The organism is Microcoleus sp. AT8-A3 (assembly GCF_036705675.1).
Classification (GTDB): domain Bacteria; phylum Cyanobacteriota; class Cyanobacteriia; order Cyanobacteriales; family Microcoleaceae; genus Microcoleus.
Window position 1 is genome coordinate 1 of the sequence record NZ_JAUBVD010000029.1, and the last position, 21,742, is coordinate 21,742.

Genomic DNA, 21,742 nt, shown 5'->3' on the forward strand with positions numbered 1-21,742 from the left:
AGCCGTGTGCGGTGAAAGTCGCAAGCACGGTTTTGTAGGAGAGATGGTAGGGGACACTCTGCCATCGACTCTCTAACTATCTCGATATAATATGAGCTTATCATCTCGGAGAACATTCAATCAACAGCTAGGACAATTTTTGCTGAGTGCTGCTGTTCCTCCTGCTGTTATCAAACTGTACCAAACTGAAGATTCGGAGCCAGCTTTATTAGAAACTAATCTTAACAATTTCCTGGCGAAAGCAGACCCAGAAATAGAATTATTAGTCCCGACCTTTTTAGGTAACGACAAGCGTCGGTTCTACGGCAGAGGTGTTCCGAAAAGTTTGAAGTTAATCGACAAATTCCAACTAGGCGGCGGCCGGACTTTTCTGGGAAGGCGGTCTGTAGTTTGGAGCGGTGCCGGTTGGACAGGACAGCCGACAATTACCAGAGACGGGGGAAAAACTTATTTAATTATAGGTGCTTATGACCACAATTTGCGAAAAATAGATATTGCTACCAATAAAGAAGTTTGGCGCTATAAATTTGATGATGTAATCAAAGGTTCATCAACGATTTATATCGATCAAAAAGCTAGCGCCGAAAACAGAATTGTAATTTTGCAGGGAAGCCGCAGTGGCGGTGGTGGCAAAAAAGTAGTGCCGAGTTTTAGGGCAATATCTTTTAGAACTGGCAAGGAACTTTGGAAATTAGACATCAGGAAAACGCCCAGCTACAGCCGGGATAATGACAGCAGCGCTTTGTACATCGGCGGTGGCGTTTTGTTCAATGCGGGGGAAAATGCGATCGGCTATTTTCTCGATAGTTCCACAAGCAGTGCAAAAATCAAAGAAGGCATCAAGCAGCCAAATATCTTGTCGGAGGTACAGCTTTATGCAGCAGGAGATATCAGAAAGCACGGCGGCAACTTGGTAGCGGAATCATCGCCATCAAGGCTCAAAGATAGAATATTTATAGCTGCTGGTTCCGGTCACATTTACGGTATTAGCATTGCAACTAAAAAGATTGTTTGGGATTTTTATACTGGTTCAGATTTGGATGGAAGTGCTGTAATTTCTAAATCAGGGAAACTATTTTGTGCCATTGAAAAACAATACATTCAGGGCAACGGCGGAGTGCTGAAGCTGAATCCAAATAAAGAACCGAATGCCAGCGTCGAATGGTTTTTGCCGACGGGGAATCGCCGAGTTTCTAGCTGGGAAGGCGGGATAATTGGCTCGGTGGCTTTGAATGATGAGTACAATCCAGGGGAGTTTCCGGCGCTGTTTGCCACAAATGCGCTCGACGGCAATTTGTACATCGGTTCCCAAGATATGATTACAGGTAAAAAAACTTTTGTGCCTTGGCGAAACCAGTCTTACGATACTCCGGTAATAGTATTTAAAAAAGCGATTGGTTCTTCAATTTCAACTCCGATTTTTACCGATGGCAATAAACTGATCAGTGCGGGATACAACGGTGTTTATTTGTTCAATTTGAATTGGGAACGAGCGAAGTCGGGGGATCAGAATGCTTTGAGAAATGCTAAAGGGGAGTTTTACCGTTTGAAAGTAATAGAATCGGGGAGATTTAAGCCGGGTTTGTCTTTTGAGGCGACGCCTGTAGTTTGGGACGGAATTGTGAGGATTTGCGCGAGGGATGGCTGGATGTATACTTTGGGTTAGTTATGGGTGTTTTGTACCTCTATCGGGAACAGGCTTTCTGGCCTGTTCTTAAAAGGGTGTTGAAATCCGCCAATGCCACTACCTGCCGTTTAACTTCGCTTATATCTTTCATATAAAGGATGTCAGGAATTATCCGAAACCTGTTATAGCAATCCTCGCATCATTTGTGAATTTCTTACTCCCTCCCCTTACTAAGGGGAGGGTTGGGGTGGGGTAAAAAATTTACGACTTATTTAGGATTAATCTAGCAGCAGTACACGGGCTTGATTGGTCGCTGTTGATTTTACTAAGGTGGGGCTTGGGATTGTCGCTGAATGCTGGGAATGTCGATCGAACTGAAGGGAAAGAGTACGAAAAAACGTTTCAACTGTGGCGGTAGAAGAAACAGGCGGGACAGTGAAAAGCGCTTTTTATCGGTATCAAGTGCGAATTCAGGTATTGGACGATCGCCCGATCGCAAAATCCTTCACATTCCATCACCCTAAACCAGTGGCAGCTAGAGTAGCGAATTGACAGAAGAAATCGGTTGATTTTCCCTCCGGGCCCTTTCTCAGGCTTCGTCGCACCAGGCCGAAAAGTCGATCGAATTTTCGGCGTGTTTTCGCTTTTGCTGGCTAAGCTTGTCATATTATGTCCGATCGATAACCCCTAATATGGTAGGGGATCCCCTCACCAACAATACCGGCCAATAATTGACAATCCCAAAAACCCGCCCCTTGTATCTTAAAAGAGTCAGACGGTAGACGCAGGGCAGTTTCATTCTCTTGTAGGGGCAATCCCCCCGTGGTTGCCCCAATCCCGTGGTTGCCCCAATCCCGTGGTTGCCCCAATCCCACCAAAGGCCTAACAAATCCTGGATGGGTAGGCATTCTTGGCACGAACCCTACAAAAAGCTGGTTTTCCCTAGGGGCAATCCGACCCCTACTCCCCGTGGTTGCCCCGAAACAGCCCCGACGGTAAAGGTGTTCCCAAAACTATGTCCCAGAAAGTCCAGTCGTCCCTTTAGTCGGCCAAAGTTCCAGCCTCACAGATAATAACGAGCACCGAAACCATTGGTCTCTAAATTGAGATGTTGCACGATGATCGATAAGCCTGTTTTGGGCGGCCTCTCCTGCCCACCCCCTACTCCCCACAAGAAAACTCATTCTTTGTGGAACGGGCCCCAAAGCCGGTTCTTGGTAATGGTGCAATATCTAAGTCTAAATGGCGCTGGTTGCTGAATCCGAAAGCGAGAATCCACGCACCGAATACGATCCAAGATTTTGTCCTGAGTTATAGCCCACATTCCGCAGATTCCACTGTCATCATCGGTTTTTACCTGTTTTTACCCACCAATCAACCTATCACTTAAACTTTTCTACCGTACATTCACGGATAAAAAACTTTTTAAGGGCATACTTTAGAGATTAAAAACTTTTTTATCAGTAATTATGCTGTGTAACACCGCTGTTTAGGAAGGTGAGTTATAGCTTTTTAAAAGAGAGAGAAGTCAGGACTAAAATCCGGATGGCAGCACCCCTATTTTTTGAGGCACGCCATAGGAAATAGCTAGCTAGAAGCCATCAATTTAGGCATTTTGCCTAAATCCAATCAGCTTATTCCCAATCTTCATCGAATCTTTATCAAACCTACTTGCATTAACTTGTGCTTTGCTTTAGATTGAATATGTGAAGGAAAAAAACCTGCTTCCAGTCAACATAAAAATAAAGGTGTCAGCCATGAAAATCCAATTAAACTTAGTCAAATCTATTTTAGCTGTTGCCGGTGTCGCTACTCTTAGTGCAGTATCCGCAGCACCTGCCTCTGCCTTCAGCTTTAGTAATATTGCTAGCGATAATACATCGGGAGATGCCTATGTAAATAGCTTTAGGTTTGATGTCCTAGATAATGGCTCCAATAACGTTTTATTCAACATTTTCAATGACAATAAAGACGAATCCGCCGCCGATATCTTTATTGCTGCTGTTCACTTGGACACAGGTTCTAATACCAATTTATTGAGCAACTTTGGCATTATAAATGGTCGTGGTGTTAACTTTACAGAGGGAGCTACTCCTCTGCCACAAACTAATAACCTTGCTACTCCTTGGTCTACGGATTTTGCAGCTGGGATAACTGGTACGCGGAACGGTGTCCAAACTGGTGAGGTTTTGGGATTGAGCTTTACTGGAAATTATAATAACGTAGTTTCCGCGTTGAATAATGGTACTTTGAGACTAGGGATGCACGTCCGGGGTATTGGTAGCAAGGGCGATAGCGATGTTTTTGTCAGCACCGGCACTAGCAACACTGAAGCTACTCCTGAACCTTTAACAATGCTTGCTGCTGGAGCCGCTGTTGGGTTTGGTGCTATGTTCAAAAAGCAACGTGCTCAGGCTCAAAAAGCTGAATAGGCGATCGTTTGAACTCGTTTTCGATTCTGGCTTGATGCCAAACTGATTACTTTATGTTCGAGCTAAAAACCTGGTTTCTTGGTGAAACCAGGTTTCTTAGTATCTGATAGCGCGGCACTCTGAAAACCCCGGACTTTTAAGGCGATATGAAACGCAGTTGTAGCGTTACCGCTGTTATTAAGAGTTACAGCATATTCCATGTAGATGTGGTACACACAATCTTCTAGCCCGTGTAAGGTGCGGATACACCCGTCAATCTGTAAGTTTTATCGACCAATATTTCGCAGATCCGCACCCGGAGGATTAACACCAAACAATATAGCTTTATAGTGTACTTCATGAACATGGAAGAGGCTGTATTTTTAATTTTGATTGATTTACTCGCTTTTTAGTCTTTGCTTACAGGGGCCCAGTAAACAAGTGCTAGGCATCCAAGCAATCATTTCGAGTAACAGTCTTTTCACTAGGTGTCCTAATGCTGAGCTATGCGTTGCATCTGAGTTTCACCATTCATCAAATTCCAGAGTGTCTACTAACCTCATCTCAAAGATTAACGGCGATTAAAATCCTCCACGTCCTTTCCGTAGAAGGGGTTCAAGCTACTGAGTTGTCCACATCCCCTACTATTTTTATGATATCATCTAAGAATAGTCTGGACTGTTTTTTAGTTCGGAGTCTAAAACCATCGATTTTCCGTTGGTACTTCGATTGCCGAATCGGCTGGAAACCCTTATTCTAGGGTTGGCAATCAAAAACAGTCCGCAGTATGGCTCTCATCGATCAACTAATAACTAATATCTAAAATGTTCAAGAGAAAAATTTTTTGGCTCATCATTATCGCCACAGCCTTAGTAACTCTGAATATGACACTCCTGTGGAAGCTGGACGATGTTGCTCATTTTTGGATGAGTATAGTTTTTTGGTTCGCTGTGGGTTCCCTGCTTTGGGACAACCAGGATATTCTCAAACAGCGTGAGATAAAAAGTGACCTATTATCGACAATAGCAGGGACGCTATTAATAGCTTTTATTTTATTTCAAAGTGCTGTGGTTTCCAGTAAATCCGAGCCTTTTTTAAGACTGGCACCTTTTTTGTCTGGTTTAGGTGTGAGCCTACTTGCGGTAGGTTTTCAGAACTTAAAACTATATTGGCGTGAATTGGTAATACTATTTTTTCATGGCACCCCCAGTGTCATTACGTTACCTTTAGTGGATTTTGTTACCTCGCTTACTGCTAAATTTGCTTATTATTCTTTGTGGTATGTCGGTTTTGATGTAACACGCGATGGTAATTATGTTGCTTTGCCGACAGGAAGGGTGTTGGTAAATGGGGGTTGTTCGGGTATAGAGGCAATGAATTACTTATTAGGTTTAGCTGTAATTTGTTTGGTGATGTTTCCTACTAAACAAAATAAGGCTTTGGTAATATGTGTCGCTGTCATTTTGGGTTTTATTATTAATGTTTTGCGAGTGGCGGGAATGGCATTGTTAGTTGCATCTTATCGCCTAGATTTGTTTAAATATTGGCATGAGGGTGAAGGTTCTTTAGTGGTGGGAATGATTGCGGTGATTTTGTTTGGGATATTTTATCAATTTATGTTGAAACGAGATAGCCAACTTAGTCACAGTTCGGGAAATTAATTAGTTGCCATTTGGGGAAATATATCGGTTCTTCGATTTCCCCTCCCATAGTCAGGAGTCTTGCTCACTCAAATGTCCGGGTGTTGAAATCCGCCAATGTCACTACCTATCGTTTAACTGCGTCTATATCTATGATAGAAATGATGTCAGGAATTATCGGAAACCTGTTATGGCAACCAATGAAAGTCAAATAAGTCAAGTTTACGGTTCAGAGGATGCTCAGGGTATTTTACAGCTTGCGATCGCGCGGCGACAGGATGAAGGGGAATTATCCAGAGTGCAGCTTTTCGAGATTGCAGCGGAATTGGGCATTTCCGAACAGGATATTGTAGCGGCGGAACAGCAATGGTTAGCAACTAGAGGAGAAGTTCAAGAAAAGCTGGTTTTTAACTCTTACCGTCGTCGCAAATTGCAGAAAAATGTGACCAAGTACGGCATTATCAATACTTTTTTAGTTTTGTTTAATCTAGCAGGTTCGCACGAGCTTTCTTGGTCACTTTTCATTTTACTAACGTGGGGATTGGGGTTGTCACTAAATGCTTGGAATGTTTATCAAACTGAAGGGGAAGATTACGAACAAGCATTTCAGCGGTGGCGGTTGAAGAAACAGGTGGGAGAGTCGATTGGTACTGCGACGAATAAGTTTATGAAGTGGTTGCAGTCCTGATTTTCTATGGTAAAAAACGCGATCGCCCTTTCTTTTACTTCACACTCGTGAAGTAATTCGGGTTTTAACTCGTTACTGGAAAGAATAATTGTTAAGGTTTTTTCTTGAACCTCTCCCCAAGAGCGATCGCCCTTGATTGAGTTATACAATGAAGGACTCTGCAATGCCGTGTCCCTACAAATATCCTTCTTTTAGTCCCTCCCGGCAGTCGATCGCATTCTCAGGGCCCAAAAACCCTAACTTTCCTGGGGCAACTTTCCATTAGCAGCATCTTTAACCACAGGATGAATTAAAGCAGATCGAAAACCTTGCCGCATTTCCGAACTCAAATACCTGCGTTGCAAAACCTGCCATTTTTGCCAAGCTGCATAGCGATTTTCGACCAACAAACCAGCCAATTTCGGCAACTCTTTTTCCAGATCGCGATCGACAAAATCTGTCAGAAACTCGCCTAAAACTTCACTGTCTTGAATATCGCCCAAACATTCCTGAATAGCTTTCACATCTTCGACATAAACTTCGTAAGTCTCGCTGTAAAAATCGCCAAACAGATTCATCAAATAGCGAACCCGCTTAGCTTGCTTCCGCAAATCGTGCAGAATAGTTCCCTCGGCTGCTAACTTCTCTTCGACAGCCTCAGCATTTAAATCCTTAGCAATTTTAACTTTGCCATCTTCATATTCTGTACCCAACAGCCAAGCCGGATGGAGAAAAAACTCGCTGACTTGAGGTAACAGTAAATCTGGCAAAACCTCAGCAATTGGCAAATGTTCGATCGCCTGAAACTGCGGTTTTTCCAGCCAATCCTCGATCGACTGCTTCAGCGATTCGTAGGTTTTGTGCTCTAAAATCGCCCTCACCCCTTTCAAAGCCCGGTGGCGCTGTTTGAGCAAATTCGACAAAGCCTTATCCAAAACTTCCTGTTCCTCAGTCGGCAAATTCGGGTAATAGCGATTTTGGAGACTTTCGAGCATCACATCCAAATCCCTGAGAGTTCCCAGAATCCGCCCCACCTTACCAATTTTACGTTCAGAAGCCTCTTTTGGCCAATCTAAAACCGGAGCAAAACCAGTCACAGCCGATCGCAAACGTCTCAATCCCACGCGCATTTGATGAAGTTCTTCCGCGTCTTTGTCTTTGATAACTTCAGCCTCGTGCGCTACACTTTTGCGGAAATATTTCTCAATCGCCCCAGATGCAGCGTCTCCGAGAGTTTTAACTGGAGTTTTAACTTTTGCTGATGTTTTTACGTTCATGGCAGGTGTAGATTCCAGATCCCCGATCGACTTTAATTTGGATTTCAAGGCTTTGCTAGTAAAGGGTTTACATCCTAGCACACCACCCCAATTTATGACGGGCTTCAATACATGAATCTTAATACAGCGGATTCCAGGTTTATAAAGTACACCCCAGAAACCGGGTTTCTTCTGGATTTCTCGCCAGAAACCGGTTTTATTCAAGAAACCCGGTTTCTCTGTACTTCACTTACCTGGAAAGTGCTGTATAAGGTGCTTGACAGTTTATACAAAGTCAGCATTTAGCAATCTCAAATCTTTAAATCTTCAAATCTTCAATTCTTCAATTCTTCAATTCTTCAATCCAAAATCTAAAATCTAAAATCTAAAATAAAATGTCCCTCCCTCGCCATTGAGCTAATAAAAATTGGATTTCTGGCGCGCTTTCCCAAATAGGTTAAGATCGCTGCAAACCGATGTTTATTCGCCAAAGGGTGAGAGAGGGTGCGATCGGGAGGACAAGTTTTAAATTAAATCAAACCCGCCCAGGTTGCCCGACTTCCAAGAGGCAGTTTAGCCTTTCCAGTCTTTCTCAGATTGCTCGAGCACGTAGGTTGCTACATCGTCGATTTGTTCTGGCTTCAAGCGGCCGGCGAAAGCAGGCATAGCATTTTTGCCCTTAGTTACCTGAGTGGTAATAGCTTCCAGAGAATTCATGCCGTACTTCTCAAGAGCTTCCTTTTTCAAGGTTTTCTGGGCCATAACCACGTTGCCGCCACCGATGTGACAAGCAGCACAGTTGGAGCTAAAGATTTTAGCTCCTTTAACAGCATCACCTGCCAAAGCAGGGCGACCAAAGCCGACGGTAAAAATTGCGAACGCTAATAGGGCGATCGATAAGAGTCTTTTCAACGCAGTTCTCCTCTAATGGACACGCAAAGGGTGATTCTTTAGATATTTTACCTGTTTTAACAGGCGCGATCGCGCAGTCGTATCGCCTTCTTCCGAGTAATTTACCACTTTTTGGCAGTAGCAATTCAACTCTCAAAATTCTCCACGCCCCAGCCCGGAGCTTTCTGAGCCGCCCGGATCACAAAAGCCGCTAAATTTTCAATCTCAGCCTGTGGCATCCAGCTTTCCGGCACTTGGCGGCACCAAAAAGTCTCCTCAGTACCGTCATAAGTCATCGGTTCTCTCAGATACGCCACCAGACTATTGATGTTGTTGCGGGGAGGCGTTGCCCCCTTGAGGTCAGCCAAAGACAGAGATATCGTCGGATCGGGCAAATTAGCTCCTCCGACGTGACAATTCAGGCAATTTTGCTCGAACAATACCTTGCCCGCAGACAAATCAAACGCCGAAAACAAGCGAGTATGTCCCTCAGAGTCCAACTCCAGAGCCACAGGTTCGCTGGCTTGTAAATACCTATTCACGTAAGAATCGGCAGCAGCCAAAACAGGTTGAGGAGCCAACAGCACGAGTGGCAAAATAATTAACATCCCCAACAGAAAGCAGACAAAAGCACCACGACGCAGCATGAGGGACTACAACCTTTTGCGATAATCAATGAGCAGGAGGTAAATTTTAGATTTCAGATTTTAGAGCGAAAAACGACCAGCCAGCAATCCTTGCCGAACTTCAGCCATCTCCCAATCCAAAATCCAAAATCCAAAATCTAAAATCTAAAATCGATTAGCGAGCGCCTTTGCCACCAGCCCACTGCTTGGAGACAATTTTCGGCTGCAACAGAATGTGACCGGCAATCGCGTACAAATCTTCATCCGAGAGATTTCTCATCTCAGCGAAAATATCCGCACTCTTCATACTCGGATGCAGTTCCGAAATTTCCTCAAACCCGTCGTAAGTGGTGGGATTTTTCATAAAGTCCACCAGCGACTCAATATTATTCCGGGGCGGGTTGGCCAAAGCCAGAGTTTCCGGGCTCAAATTCACGTTCGGGTCAGTTTTGGTCATGCCCGCAGCGTGACATTGAGCGCAAGCCGAATTGAACAGGCGTTTGCCTTGCTCAACTTGTTTGAGGCTCAGCACCACTGGAGTACCCTTGTCATTCAAAGGCAGAGTGCGAAGTTCAGGACTCAGTTCGATAGCCATCGCACTGCTGACAAATAACTGAAAGCTCAAGAATACAGCGGTCAGAGCAATGAAATATCTTTTAAGCATGGTTCTCCTTAAAAAAATCCGGCAAATTATTGAACGCTAAGAGAGTATAGCTGGCAAACAGATTTGTGTTCAAAATTCCCTCTTTCTGCAACAACTGGCGAAAGTTTGTGCAGCTATACCTTTAAAGGTAGAGGAATTTTGCGATCTAATCTGCAAGAAGTTTTGAGTCGCGCCTTTTTTCGAGAGTGGACATAATTGCCTTAACATCCTCCAAAGCCAAACGGGTTTGAGGGTGCTTGTAGGCAATTTCCAACTCATCGCACAAGCGGATCACCTCTTCAACAGGGACGTTGAAGTCCTCTGCTATTTCTGCGATGGACAGGTCTGCAAAACCCATAATTTTTAGGTCGCTGACAGGTAAAAATTGAGTTGACGGCTATTAACTGAAAGCCGGACAATTTTAGAAAGCGCTGTGAGCTTGTTCTGTTAGTTTGTTCTGAGATTTTGTTCGATCTATCGCAAGCTAACTCACCGCTAACTGCGACTAGGCATTTTTGCCCAGCCTAACTTCAGGGCCAATCAACTTCCGATCAATATCATCCCACTGCTGGGTCGTTATTACCAATAGGAGTTGGGCGGGCGGGGATCAAAACCCGGTGTCTGCGTGAACGTCTCGTTAACAAACTCAATATTTTTGGTAGAAGCCCGGTTTTGAGGAATTCCTCAGAAATTTCCCTCGGTGCCCCGGACTCACCAACAGACAATCCTCCGGCGCGACAGCTTAGGGAGAAAGTTTGAAAGCGTGAGTCTGCGGGGGCAAAGCGTGGCTATCGCTGCCATTGAGGGCGGGAAATTCCGAGTCTGCCAAGAAAGGCTGGGGCTGGTGGAGGCTGATGAGCTGAGCAAGAGTTTTCTTTAATTGAGTCCGGGGTACAATCAAGTCTACAAAACCGTGGGCGAAGGAGTATTCGGAAGTTTGATAATTTTCCGGTAGCTTTTCCCGCAGAGTTTGTTCGATTACCCGGCCGCCCGTAAAGGCCACAGTAGCTTTTGGCTCTGCAATTATAATGTCTCCCAGCATGGCAAAACTGGCGGTGACGCCGCCGGTGGTCGGGTGGGTCAAAATCGGGATGTAAAGCAGTCTCGCTTCCCGGTGGCGTTCCAGAGCCCCGGAGATTTTAGCCATTTGCATCAAGCTGAGCATTCCTTCTTGCATTCTTGCACCACCGGAAGCGCAGACAATGATTACGGACAAGCGTTCCCGCGTGGCGTGTTCGATGAGGCGAGTCAGCTTTTCTCCGACTACTGAGCCCATGCTGCCGCCGATGAACTGAAATTCCATGACTCCGAGGGCGACTGGCAAATTTTCCAGTTTGCCGATGCCTGTTTCTACGGCGTCTAGGTGGCCTGTTTTTTCTTGAAATTCTCGGAGTCGATCGCTATATTTTTTGCGATCGCGAAATTTCAGAGGATCTGTGGCGTGCAGTCCTTCGTTAAGGGGCACCCAGGTGTTGGGATCGATCAACTGCTCGATGCGATCGTCACTGTAAACTCTGATATGATGCCCGCATTCCAAGCAAACCATTTGATTTGCTCGCAGGTCTTTGGTATAACTGAGGGCACCGCAAGCTTCGCATTTATTCCAAAGTCCGTCCGCAATTTCTCGTTCCGGCCGTTCTTGGGAGTTCGGTACTGATTTTCGTCGATTTGCAAACCAATCAAATAGAGACATTAAAACTTGGTAATTGGTAATTGGTAATTGGTAATTGGGAATTGGTAATTGGTAATTAGTAATTGTTAGTTGTTAGTTGCTAGTTGTCAATTGCTAGTTGTTCAGTGACTAATGACTAATGACTAATGACTAATCACCCGCTTCTGGCTCATCTTCAACGGGACTGATGAGGAGCGATGCTGTTCGCTGGTGTTCTGGAAGAACTTGCAGGGCTGTAGCACTTCCAGCCCCCAAATAAGATGCTATGCCCAAGTCTACAATCCGGGCCGGGATTTCATGGGCAGCTAGGAGCTGCTGCATTAATTCCGCTTCCCAACGAAAGCTAGTTGTTGTAAGTGTAATCCAAGACACGGAACAATTTTACCAATTTTTGAGACAATGTTATGTTCGATCGCGCCTGACTGCCTGCCGATCAGAAACTAAAATTCGGAAAAAACAACTGCAAGTAAGTAGATAAGATCGCTTCGCCCCACAGAGCAGTAATTGCTGCACCGAGAGCCAGAAACGGGCCGAAAGGCATGGGTTGACGCCGATCGAGCCAGCCGAGGGCGATCGCCCCGCCACCGACAAAAGCCCCGGCGACACAGGCAATAAATCCCGCTAGCAGCAAGTATTTCCACCCCAGCCAAGCTCCCATCAAGGCTGCCAATTTGGTATCTCCGGCGCCCATAGCATTCTGCCCCAGCCCGATCGTCCCGGCGAGTCCGATCGCGTCAAACAGCCACAACCCGACAACTGCTCCGGCGATCCCATCGAGTACCAGATAGTTTACCGAGTCGATCGAACTAAATGTCGGCCACCAACCTTTCGCCACCTGGAAAACCAATCCGAGCACCAAACCCGATCGAGTTAATGAATTAGGCAAAGTCATTGTATCGCAATCAATCAAAGACAAAGCCAACAGCCAGCTAAACAAAGCCCAAAAACCAAGAGTTTGCACTGTTACGCCAAACCGCCAAAAGATTAGCAAAAACAGCAAACCCGTAGCTGCTTCCACCAGTGGATAGCGGACAGAAATCCGACTGCGGCAGTGATTGCAGCGGCCTCGGAGCCACAGCCAACCGAAAACGGGTATATTTTCGTAAGTTCTGAGTTGATTTAAACATTTGGGACAGCGAGAAGGAGGGTTGATCACCGACAAACCCGCAGGCAACCGATAGACTACCACATTTAGAAAGCTGCCAATAGCCGATCCGACAATAAAGACGATCGCCATGACAAGGCAATTAAAGATTATTTCCATTAAGTTGACTGTTGACTGTTCACTGTTGACTGGGGTTATGTATCACTTGTTACTTCTCAATAGTTAGTTCTCAGTTGTTAGAGCTTGTACGGTCAATTACCCATCATAAAAGGTATTAATAGTCAAGAATGCAAGTTTTCATAAAATCCTGAAAACATGGCTCTTCACTAGAAACCTATTTTAGTGCGAGCGTTCGAGGGGACATAATATTAGTGACTAATTACCAATTCCCCATGCCCTATGCTTAATTATCAATTACCAATTACCACCAATGACCAATTAGCAATTAATACATTTGAGATTCAATTTCCTCAAAAGTAACAAAACGTTCACCGGGCAATAAAATCGGCTGCGAAGCAAAAATTACCTGACCTCGATCGCTTCCTTGACTGACAACTACACCCGCCGGACGCTGCATCTGCTCGGAATGCACTTTCAGATACATACCATAGGCCGATCGAGCAGCTCGGATCAAATCGGGAGCTAGCAAGCTGTGACGTTCGGAAGTTTCTCTAGTGGGTTGTGGGTTTGGCTGGTATGGAGTCACTGGAAACTTATCATAATGGTATAAAGTCGAGCTATTGGTGTTGCCTCTACATTGATAGAACTTACCCTATTTTTTAAGAATAAACTTAGGTGGAAATTATTAATAGATTAACCTACAATCCTCCCTTGGCTGCGATCGAACTGCGGCTGCGATCGCTCCTTTCCGCTCAACTGTACGCTGCTGCGTGGGTAGATCCGTCCCCCGCAACGCTAATGGGGGTTTTCGATCACCTGCGAACTCTGCGCTACATCCTCCATGACTACGTGCCCCGGCCCGTGTCCGAATCTCCGCCCAACCCAGGGGAGGTGCGCTACCAGTGGCAAACAGGCACCTTGCTGTTTACCGATTTGGCAGGGTTTACCTCGCTGTTGGAAGCGAACGCTACCCAGGGGCGCAAGGGAGCTGAAACCCTGCTGGGCGTGATTAACGACTATTTTGCCTCAATGATTGAAATTGTCAGCAAATCGGGCGGGGATTTGCTGGAGTTTACCGGAGATGCGATGCTGGTGCAGTTTCCGTCAGGGGTTTACCAAGAGGATACAGCGAGGGCGGTGCGGGCGGGTTTGCGGATGCAGCGGGCGATGGCTGAATTTGCCAATATTGAAACGGCGCGGGGTGTTTTGTCTTTGAGGATGCGGGTGGGCATCCACTGCGGGCGCTATATTAGTGCTGACATCGGTACGCCGCTGCGGATGGCTCACGTACTGCTGGGGCATTCAGTCCAGCAAGCTAAGCAAGCTGAGGGTTCTGGGACTGTGGGGCGGGTGTGTGTGACTGAAACTGCTAGAGAGTCTTTGGGAGAGCAATTTCGTTTTGAACCTGGGAAGCAGGGTTATTTTTTGGTGGCGGACGATTTCACGGACGATAGACTCGGAGAGTATGATATCACTTTGACTGGGCGGCGGATGCCGAGTTCGGTATTGCTCGATCGCAGCGTGGCGGGCTTGGTAAAAGAAATCGGGGAAGCTGTGAATCGGCTTGAACCCCTTGCTAGTTATATTCCCAAAACTATCCTGAGACTGCTGGTGGAAAATGCAGACAGGCGGAAAATTCCGCCGGATTTTCCTGAACCGACGGTGATGTTTGTCAACTTGATTGGTTTACCAGAGTCTGTAGACAAAGCTTCGCTGGAGGAAGAAGTCAATCTGATAGTTGCTTTTTCTAGGGTGTTTGCGTCGATCGATGCTGTAGTCTCAGCTAAAGGGGGCGTGTTGCAAAAAGTAACGGCGCACTTAGACGGTTCGGATATGCTGATTTATTTTGGCGTGCCCGACGCTAACAGGGATGACGCCAGCCGCGCGGCTAGTGCGGCGATTGCGATCCGAGATATGATTGCAGGTTTGCCTCTGGTAATTATCGCGGGTGAAGAAGTAAAAGTAAGCTGTCAAATTGGGCTATCCCTGGGGCCGGTGTTTGCTGCTGAGGTTGGGGAACCGCGAGGGCGCAGGGAGTTTAATATTCTCGGCGATACGGTGAATACGGCGGCTCGGTTGATGAGCAAGGCGGGGGAAAACCAAATTTTGATTGGTGAAAGGGTGTGTGAGTCGATCGAGCTAAACTTTATTTGCGAGGCTTTGGGATCTGTTGCTCTGAAGGGGAAATCTGCTCAAACTCCGATTTTTGCTTTGCAAGGTGCAAAAGGGGAGAAGGGGAAAGGGGGCGTTTAAATAACTTTGCTGGGTAATAGTTGTACAGGTTTTATGGTTCACAAAGGCAAGTACAGCACAACTATTTTCCACTGTGACTACTAAATGTTATTTTTATAATTTTTTACGATACTTCACAATAAAAACCGCCAGTTCGTCAGATCAGTTCCGGTTGCATCGGAATGATTTAACCGCAGAGAACGCAGAGAACGCAGAGGGAGAGCGGAGAGAGATGAATAATTCGGATGAAGGGCCCAATTAATATCACTCGCATAAACTAAACTCCGATCGATACTTCACCGTTCCGCTGCAATCCTGCAAGGCTCCACGTTCTAACTCCAACACCATAAACGCTTCATCGGGCACATCATATTCACATTTTAAGCTCTTTCTACTAGCAGGAATGAATCCAAAACGCGGATAAAAATCTGGATGACCGAGCACAACCACTGCCTGAAATCCCGATCGCCCGCACTCTTTTAAACCTTCCCGAATCAGCAGCGTTCCTATACCTTGCCGCTGATAGTTGGGTAGAACTGCGACTGGCGCCAACCCCTGAATCGACAAATTGCTAGAACATTTGCCCTCCACGACAACCGGACTGAAGAAAATGTGTCCGACAATGCGATCGGATTGTACCGCAACGAAGGAAAATGTAGATGCAATTCCCCGCAATCGATCGACTAGATTAGCCTCATTTTCTCGCCCGAATGCCGCAATGTTAATGTTGCGAACAGCTTCTACATCTTCTGGCTTTTCGGTACGGATATCCATAGCTTAGATTAATGGTTGTGCGGCCGCTCTGGCAGACGAATTACTACAGAAACTGTTTCTATCTTGCGATCGCGATATTAATCAAATTATAGTGCTCCTGAAGCCTTTTTCCGGTTTTTGAGTTATATATTTTCGGCAACCAATTATACAACGAGTTGCAGATGAATGTCAAATCGTCGCAAAAGTCGGTCGATCGCTTCGGGAGCATCTCATATTTGTAAAAACACTTATAATGGCTCCTTCCTTCTTCCTCCTTCCTTCTTCCTCCTTCTTCTTTCCTCCTGACTCCTGACTCCTGACTCCTGGCTCCAATTTCTAGCGGAGGGCTGCATAAGTGAGATGCTCCCATCGCTTCCAATCTTCACGCCCGGACAGTCTTCTTTATCGTCACAGCGTTTTAATGAAATTAAAGCGCTCCACTGGTTATGCTGATTCTAAATGAGTAACCGGAATTTGTTCGGTTCTTTCAGGCAATCTCGCTCCAGTTGCAACGGCATGAACCGCATGAAGAATATCGGCTGAATAGTATCGATTGCCGCAGTTATCGCAAACACCGATGGTCACATCTTCAAGAATGACAAATCCATTTTTATGTTTGAATGCCTCGCGCTTGACAGTGCGGGGTTGAACGGTTCCTTCGCAATACTCACATCTGTATTTATACATACAATTAGCCATTAAGTTGAGTGACTTCATAAACCGTGATGATTAGATAACGTCCGTTACTAGCGAAACGTCCAACCACTCCAACAGGTGTTTGTCGATCCAGTGCAGTCCCCACTACTACATATTTTGTACCTCTGGGGTCGTCTTTTTCAACCCGGATAATCTGACCGCTCAGAACCGCCTCTTCTACATCCAGGATAGTCAGCAAGTCCTCAGCCATTTCTTCCATTGCGTGGGCTGACATATCGTACTGGCGGAGGCGAATTTTCTCTCTGATACGGTCAATATCGTTGCGAGGCACTGGCTGATTAATGTTACATCCAGGCAATCATAGCAAGTTATTGTTCAAAAATCTATCATTTTCAATTCCTTAAATATCTGGTTTTACTTCCTTCGACCCGACTTACTAACTACTCTTATTGCGGTACAAGCTGACTGGAAGACAATCGCTTAATGCCCTCCCTCGCTGTAGTTTCTCCGGCTTTGTCACCGCCCTCACGAGCAATTTTTAAAGCTTCCTCGTAGGATTCGAGAGCTTGAGCATTTTGACCGAGACTTTCATGAATTGCGCCCATATTGTTGAGCAAGCGTCCGATACTTGTCTTGTCGCCGATTGCTTCTAACATCGGTATTGCTTGCTGAAAATATATCAGCGCTTGAGTATCTTTGCCGAGTTTGCGGGAGGTAAGTGCCATGTTGTTGAGGAGGCGGCCGACGCCAGCCCTGTCTCCGATTTCCCGGCGAATTGCTAAAGCTTGGTGGTAAAATTCCATCGCTCTATTAAAGTCGCCGATGTTGTAGTAGACGCCGCCCATATTATTGAGGGTACGGCCTAAATCGCGTTTATCGCCGGCGGCCGTGCGAATCGTTCGCGCTTGCTGGTAAAATTCGATCGCCTTGGCGTAATTGACCTGTTCTGCGTACACGGCCGCGATGTTGTGGAGGGATTCTCCAATTTCAATTTGGTCGTCGGTAGTTTTGGCAAGTTCCAAAGCTTCTTGGTGCAGTTTCATCGCTTCGGAAAAATTGTCCCCAATCCGGTTGACGAAACCGATGAGATTGAGAGTGCGCGCGATACGACGCCCTCCGCTGATTTCTCGGTGAATGACTAAAGCTTGCTGCAGAACTTCCAAAGCTTTGGGCCTCAAACCCATTTCGCCATAAACTTCCCCCATATTGTTGAGGGTTTCTCCGATTCCCGCTTGGTCGCCTAGTTGCTTGCGGATTGCCAAAACTTGCTCAAAAGTCTCGATTGCTTCTCGAAACAAACCCTCGCGGTGCTGTTTTACTCCTGTTTCAAAGAGTTCGTCTGCTTGCGTTTTGGGGTCAGTTGCTTGAGCCTGGTCGCTCGCTTGGGCGCGCCTCGCATTTATAATTGGGGCATAAGCGCGGGCGTCTGAAATTGCCAGCAAGCTGAGTGCGGGCGATAACACAATACTTATAGCTGCGAGATAGCTGAAGTGGTAAGAGCGGCGGTGCACCGATCGAGTCCTCCAATAGCTAAGTGATAACTATTAAGATAGAGCTTTTTGGGGTGTTCCTGCCAATTTTTTTCTCCATCTCTAGGTTCTGATACCAGTTTCAAAAAAGAAGGCAACTGTAGACCCGTGCTTCAAACCCATACAAAATCAGTCATTCCCAATTCTTCAATCCAAAATCTAAAATCTAAAATCTAAAATCCCATGACTGGGTTTTTGTCTTGCCAGACGGCCATAATCAGCGGCTTATTGTTGAGAGCGGATATGACAGCAAAGTTTTTGCTGGGTGGAAGCGATACTTTTTCAGAACTTTGCAAGATGATGTCCTGTTGGTCAAGCGTGATCCAAGCAATTCCTGACAAAACTTGAATTTCTCGATGAGTTTGAGGCAATCTGTATACCTCGTTTTCCATCAGAATAATGCGATCTGGCGCTGCACATTCGGAAGATATTTGAAGCATAGCATCTCCTACTTGGTAATTGGTAATTGCTACTTGGTAATTGCTACTTGGTAATTGCTAATGGGTAATTGCTAATCGAGGGCTGTATTTCACTTCATTTCCACGCAACCCACACACTACTATTGGCAATAACGCCGATCGATCCAAGCGCGCATTTCATCATCCGTCGCCACGCAGGTAGAGCGACCTGTAGCCCGATCGCAACCGTGCCACCAAGTGTTACCATAGCGATCGCACGTCTGCCAAATTCTCAGTTCGTCCTCACTCGAAATGAGGTAGAGCAAAAACTGCCCAATTTTTTTTATTGCTAAAAAGAGAGATAGCCCTTTATGTTTTTCGGATGGGTTAGCTCGATCGGTCATCGAAAAAATTTGGATACTTGGGGTATCGATTGGATTTTTGCAAGTAGACATATCCCACACCTTCAACTTATATTTTCCACAAGATTTGCACTAATTAAAATTACAATAAATGCTTAAATTTGTAATATTCTCAGCGCAATTACAGCCCACTATTGTTGGCGTGAAATTCCTGTGAAAGTCAATCTCTTATCTAATAAATTCACCTTAACTCTTTGGTTATTGACAATCAAATCATTGCTTGCATAGATTGTATGAATAAAATAGATAGATTGACGATCGGGCAAAAGGCTATGAATGAAATCAATACGCGGCGGATGAAACTCTCTCAAATTCAGGCTTTGATAGCTGTAGCAGAGTGTGAAAATTTTAGCGAGGCGGCTTTGCAATTGGAACTGTCCCAGTCAGCAGTCAGCCACGCCATCGCCTTTTTAGAAACAGAATTGGGAGTGCAGCTATTTCACAGGGGGCGACACGGTGCTCAACTGACGCCGGTGGGGCAAAGGGTAGTGAGTCACGGGCGTCAAATCGTGCGATCGTTAGAAATGATGGTCAAAGAAGCGGATTTAGAAAAAGGTTTGCAGGGAGGCCAGGTACGGATAGTTACTTTTCGGAGTGTCGCCACTCATATCCTACCGGGTATTATTGCTAAATTTCGCAGTTGCTTTCCCAAAATTACGGTCAGCATTACCGAAGTTTATTATACTCAAGCTGTGGAAGAAGCTTTGCGATCGGGCAAAGCAGACATCGGCTTTGTTTCCCTTCCCATCTCCGATGAATTTGAAACTAGAGAAATTTTGCGGGACAAATATCTGGTTTTGCTGCCGCCGAAGGCGCAATGTAAAAGTGATAAGATTACGTGGGAAGAATTAGCGAATTATCCGCTGATTTTGCAGCCGATAGAAAATGCTTGTTCGATACCGCTTCGCAAGTATTTGACGACTGCGGATTTTCCCATAAATATCGGTTACGAACTCAGCGAAGATTCAACGATTGTCAGTATGGTGATGCAAGGTTTGGGTGCAGCTATTCTGCCCCGTTTGGCTGCGGAACCGATACCGTCTTCGGTGAAAGTTTGCAGTTTACCGGCGGATTTTGAGAGGGTAATCGGGGTGGCTGTTTTGAGGGATGGGCTGTTAATTCCGGCCGTGTTTGCGTTTTTGGATTTAGTTAAAAGTGCCGCAGACGTTGATAGTGAGGGCGATTTTCCGATTAATCCTTCATGAAAAACCTGAGTCAGTTGTTATTGGTTATTGGTTAGATTGGGATTTTGTTACCGCAGATATCAGCAGATGAACGCGGATGGGATTTTATCTGAGTTCATCTGCGGTTAAAAAAATGGCATAAAATAGTACGATCGCTGATTGCCTATTTCATGCGTTTTGCAACAAGACTAGAACTGTCGCCTTGGTGGAATTTGATTCGACCATCTACCGAGTTTTTATCCTGTAATTTGAGCCAACCGCTACCAAATGCAGGATCGTTCTCGTCATTACCGTCCCATGTAAACTCAAATCGCTGATCCTTTCCATCTTTTACGACTTCGCCGTCAATTTCACCTGATACTAAACCGAATTGAAATTCTCCTGAACCTGCTTCATCAATCTCGATATAGGCTTCAACTTCCATGTCCAAATAATCACTATCCCACATTGCCATCTCTGCGATCCGCCATGTACCGCTATATTCCATTGCTTTCATCCTCCACTTGTATTAACGGAACAAAACCAATATAGTCGAAACAGTGACGCTCAAGCAGTACGCAAACGCTCAATATCCCTGATCGGCGGCGCACCAAACATACGAGAATATTCGCGGCTGAACTGTGAGGGGCTTTCATAACCCACCTGATAGGCAGCATTTGCCGCATCGGAGTTTTCGGCAAGCATCAGGCGACGTGCTTCTAATAGTCTTAATTGCTTTTGATATTGAAGTGGACTCATCGATGTCACTTCCTTGAAATGGTAATGGAAAGATGAAGGAGACATATTGGCTTGTCCTGCCAAATCCTCAACCCGCATCGGTTTTGCAAAATCAGTTTTAATCAGTTTGAGCACCTCAGCGATGCGCTGCATATTGCTGCCAGATGTTGCGATTTGGCGCACAGCTTCGCCTTGCTCACCCATTAAAAGACGATAATAGATTTCGCGGATAATCATCGGTGCCAGCATCGGGATATCCTGCGGCGTATCCAAAAGTCGTGTCAGTCTGAGGGCGCAATCGAGCAACGGCGCATCGGCAGTGCTGACGAATAAGCCTCTGACAGAGTTTTCTTTCTTGCTTGCGCTTGGCTTGGTTTGGGCAGTGATAATATCGCAGAGTTGGCGTGGGTCTAAATTCAGCTTGAATCCTAAATACGGCTTGTCTGGAGTGGCCTCTACAACAAATCCACTCAGAGGTAAATCAACTGAGATCGCAAGATATTGAGCCTCGCCATAACGATAAGTTTCCTCACCCAGCAAGGCTTCTTTTTTGCCCTGAATGACGATGCCGAGAATAGGTTGATAGACAGCGTGCTGTGCGGCGGAAACAGAAGATTCTCGCATAAATTCCAGTTTGTCTATGTCTGTTTTATGAAAACCGTTTCCTTTGCCGTCGGTGTGCCGAGTTAGCAAGGCCGCCAGTTCTTGACACTGATTGCCGATCGCATCTTGATTTATTACTTGGTTGATTATTTCAATCGCCATGTGGTTTTCTCGACTAATTTAATCATTATCTTTTAAGCATTATAGAACATCTTTATCCATTCATAAAATCTTGCTTTGGAGGATTAGGCAATAAATTGCGAGGTCTGTGTATTCAAAACCCATGCTTTTACTCATAGGATGAACACATCTGAATGAAACAGTAAAAGGATAAGGCAATGACGAAAGACAAGACAAAAATCGCATTGGTAACAGGGGCGAGCCGAGGACTTGGCAAAAATACCGCTTTGACCCTTGCCACAAAAGGAGTCGATGTCATCGTGACATATCACAACAGCGAGGAGGATGCCCAAAATGTCGTATCTGCGATCGAAGCGATCGGGGCTAAAGCTGTTGCACTGCAATATGTTTCTTTAATTAAAATCAACCTCACTTCAAGGAAAATATTAGCAAATCTATAAGCGAGGCA

The 21,742-nt window shown here is 45.6% G+C and carries 25 protein-coding genes; 7 read left to right on the plus strand and 18 right to left on the minus strand.

The annotated features are described in order from the left end of the window. Positions 1–91 precede the first annotated feature (91 nt). The gene (locus QUB51_RS17500; RefSeq protein WP_333058449.1) at positions 92–1,666 is read left to right on the plus strand and encodes an outer membrane protein assembly factor BamB family protein; all 1,575 of its coding nucleotides are present in this window, start codon (positions 92–94) and stop codon (positions 1,664–1,666) included. Between the two features lie 363 nt (positions 1,667–2,029). On the opposite strand, the gene QUB51_RS17505 is transcribed toward QUB51_RS17500, so the two are convergent. Beyond that, the gene (locus tag QUB51_RS17505; protein ID WP_333058451.1) at positions 2,030–2,293 is read right to left on the minus strand and encodes a DUF255 domain-containing protein; all 264 of its coding nucleotides are present in this window, start codon (positions 2,291–2,293) and stop codon (positions 2,030–2,032) included. Positions 2,294–3,333: 1,040 nt separating this feature from the next. On the opposite strand from QUB51_RS17505, the gene QUB51_RS17510 reads away from it, so the two are divergent. The 3 genes from QUB51_RS17510 (at position 3,334) to QUB51_RS17520 (ending at position 6,366) form a co-directional block, all read left to right on the plus strand. Then, positions 3,334–4,059, plus strand: coding sequence for a PEP-CTERM sorting domain-containing protein (locus QUB51_RS17510; RefSeq protein ID WP_333058452.1), 726 nt, complete (start codon positions 3,334–3,336; stop codon positions 4,057–4,059). Between the two features lie 803 nt (positions 4,060–4,862). Next, the gene (gene crtA, locus QUB51_RS17515; RefSeq protein ID WP_333058453.1) at positions 4,863–5,699 is read left to right on the plus strand and encodes a cyanoexosortase A; all 837 of its coding nucleotides are present in this window, start codon (positions 4,863–4,865) and stop codon (positions 5,697–5,699) included. Between the two features lie 169 nt (positions 5,700–5,868). Beyond that, positions 5,869–6,366 (plus strand): 2TM domain-containing protein, encoded by a 498-nt coding sequence (locus QUB51_RS17520; RefSeq protein WP_333058454.1) that lies wholly within the window; start codon positions 5,869–5,871, stop codon positions 6,364–6,366. A gap of 236 nt (positions 6,367–6,602) precedes the next feature. On the opposite strand, the gene QUB51_RS17525 is transcribed toward QUB51_RS17520, so the two are convergent. The 9 genes from QUB51_RS17525 to QUB51_RS17565 all read right to left on the minus strand — a co-directional run bounded on the left by QUB51_RS17525 (position 6,603) and on the right by QUB51_RS17565 (position 13,244). After that, on the minus strand, positions 6,603–7,622 hold the full coding sequence (locus QUB51_RS17525) for a CHAD domain-containing protein (RefSeq protein WP_333262551.1): 1,020 nt from the start codon (positions 7,620–7,622) through the stop codon (positions 6,603–6,605). Positions 7,623–8,174: 552 nt separating this feature from the next. Then, positions 8,175–8,513 (minus strand): cytochrome c6 PetJ, encoded by a 339-nt coding sequence (gene petJ, locus QUB51_RS17530; protein ID WP_333058457.1) that lies wholly within the window; start codon positions 8,511–8,513, stop codon positions 8,175–8,177. Positions 8,514–8,638: 125 nt separating this feature from the next. Beyond that, the gene (gene psbV2 / locus QUB51_RS17535; RefSeq protein ID WP_333058458.1) at positions 8,639–9,139 is read right to left on the minus strand and encodes a photosystem II cytochrome PsbV2; all 501 of its coding nucleotides are present in this window, start codon (positions 9,137–9,139) and stop codon (positions 8,639–8,641) included. A 154-nt stretch (positions 9,140–9,293) separates the two neighbouring features. Beyond that, complete coding sequence (gene psbV, locus QUB51_RS17540) at positions 9,294–9,782, minus strand: photosystem II cytochrome c-550 (protein WP_333211509.1); 489 nt, start codon at positions 9,780–9,782, stop codon at positions 9,294–9,296. 145 nt (positions 9,783–9,927) lie between these two features. Next, positions 9,928–10,119, minus strand: coding sequence for a translation initiation factor IF-2 (locus tag QUB51_RS17545; protein WP_333058460.1), 192 nt, complete (start codon positions 10,117–10,119; stop codon positions 9,928–9,930). A gap of 384 nt (positions 10,120–10,503) precedes the next feature. Next, a complete protein-coding gene (gene accD / locus QUB51_RS17550; protein WP_333058463.1) occupies positions 10,504–11,454 on the minus strand; it encodes an acetyl-CoA carboxylase, carboxyltransferase subunit beta in 951 nt (316 codons plus the stop codon). Positions 11,455–11,583: 129 nt separating this feature from the next. After that, positions 11,584–11,805 (minus strand): hypothetical protein, encoded by a 222-nt coding sequence (locus QUB51_RS17555; RefSeq protein WP_333058464.1) that lies wholly within the window; start codon positions 11,803–11,805, stop codon positions 11,584–11,586. Between the two features lie 61 nt (positions 11,806–11,866). Further along, positions 11,867–12,697, minus strand: coding sequence for a prepilin peptidase (locus QUB51_RS17560; protein WP_333058465.1), 831 nt, complete (start codon positions 12,695–12,697; stop codon positions 11,867–11,869). Positions 12,698–12,983: 286 nt separating this feature from the next. Further along, positions 12,984–13,244, minus strand: coding sequence for a hypothetical protein (locus QUB51_RS17565; protein ID WP_333058467.1), 261 nt, complete (start codon positions 13,242–13,244; stop codon positions 12,984–12,986). A gap of 89 nt (positions 13,245–13,333) precedes the next feature. Here QUB51_RS17565 and QUB51_RS17570 point away from each other — a divergent pair, with 89 nt between their 5' ends. Further along, entirely contained in the window at positions 13,334–14,911 is a 1,578-nt protein-coding gene (locus QUB51_RS17570) for an adenylate/guanylate cyclase domain-containing protein (protein WP_333211510.1), read from the plus strand. 243 nt (positions 14,912–15,154) lie between these two features. On the opposite strand, the gene QUB51_RS17575 is transcribed toward QUB51_RS17570, so the two are convergent. The 6 genes from QUB51_RS17575 to QUB51_RS17600 all read right to left on the minus strand — a co-directional run bounded on the left by QUB51_RS17575 (position 15,155) and on the right by QUB51_RS17600 (position 18,682). Next, positions 15,155–15,664, minus strand: a complete 510-nt coding sequence (locus QUB51_RS17575) for an N-acetyltransferase (protein ID WP_333056914.1) — start codon at positions 15,662–15,664, stop codon at positions 15,155–15,157. A gap of 423 nt (positions 15,665–16,087) precedes the next feature. Further along, on the minus strand, positions 16,088–16,330 hold the full coding sequence (locus QUB51_RS17580; RefSeq protein WP_333056915.1) for a YgiT-type zinc finger protein: 243 nt from the start codon (positions 16,328–16,330) through the stop codon (positions 16,088–16,090). Positions 16,331–16,334: 4 nt separating this feature from the next. Further along, the gene (locus QUB51_RS17585) at positions 16,335–16,631 is read right to left on the minus strand and encodes a DUF4258 domain-containing protein (RefSeq protein ID WP_333056916.1); all 297 of its coding nucleotides are present in this window, start codon (positions 16,629–16,631) and stop codon (positions 16,335–16,337) included. 115 nt (positions 16,632–16,746) lie between these two features. Beyond that, complete coding sequence (locus QUB51_RS17590; RefSeq protein WP_333056917.1) at positions 16,747–17,811, minus strand: tetratricopeptide repeat protein; 1,065 nt, start codon at positions 17,809–17,811, stop codon at positions 16,747–16,749. 191 nt (positions 17,812–18,002) lie between these two features. After that, positions 18,003–18,269 (minus strand): hypothetical protein, encoded by a 267-nt coding sequence (locus tag QUB51_RS17595; protein WP_333056918.1) that lies wholly within the window; start codon positions 18,267–18,269, stop codon positions 18,003–18,005. A gap of 119 nt (positions 18,270–18,388) precedes the next feature. Then, positions 18,389–18,682 carry a hypothetical protein gene (locus QUB51_RS17600; protein WP_333056919.1) on the minus strand — a complete coding sequence of 98 codons (294 nt, stop codon included), beginning with the start codon at positions 18,680–18,682 and terminating at the stop codon, positions 18,389–18,391. A gap of 200 nt (positions 18,683–18,882) precedes the next feature. Between QUB51_RS17600 and QUB51_RS17605 the strand changes: the two genes are divergently transcribed. Next, complete coding sequence (locus QUB51_RS17605; RefSeq protein ID WP_333262546.1) at positions 18,883–19,854, plus strand: LysR family transcriptional regulator; 972 nt, start codon at positions 18,883–18,885, stop codon at positions 19,852–19,854. A gap of 142 nt (positions 19,855–19,996) precedes the next feature. Here QUB51_RS17605 and QUB51_RS17610 read toward each other — a convergent pair whose 3' ends face one another. Continuing rightward, positions 19,997–20,329 (minus strand): hypothetical protein, encoded by a 333-nt coding sequence (locus QUB51_RS17610; RefSeq protein WP_333262543.1) that lies wholly within the window; start codon positions 20,327–20,329, stop codon positions 19,997–19,999. A gap of 50 nt (positions 20,330–20,379) precedes the next feature. Beyond that, positions 20,380–21,315, minus strand: coding sequence for an AraC family transcriptional regulator (locus QUB51_RS17615; protein WP_333056922.1), 936 nt, complete (start codon positions 21,313–21,315; stop codon positions 20,380–20,382). Between the two features lie 176 nt (positions 21,316–21,491). Here QUB51_RS17615 and QUB51_RS17620 point away from each other — a divergent pair, with 176 nt between their 5' ends. Continuing rightward, positions 21,492–21,734 (plus strand): SDR family NAD(P)-dependent oxidoreductase, encoded by a 243-nt coding sequence (locus QUB51_RS17620; protein WP_333056924.1) that lies wholly within the window; start codon positions 21,492–21,494, stop codon positions 21,732–21,734. Positions 21,735–21,742 lie beyond the last annotated feature (8 nt).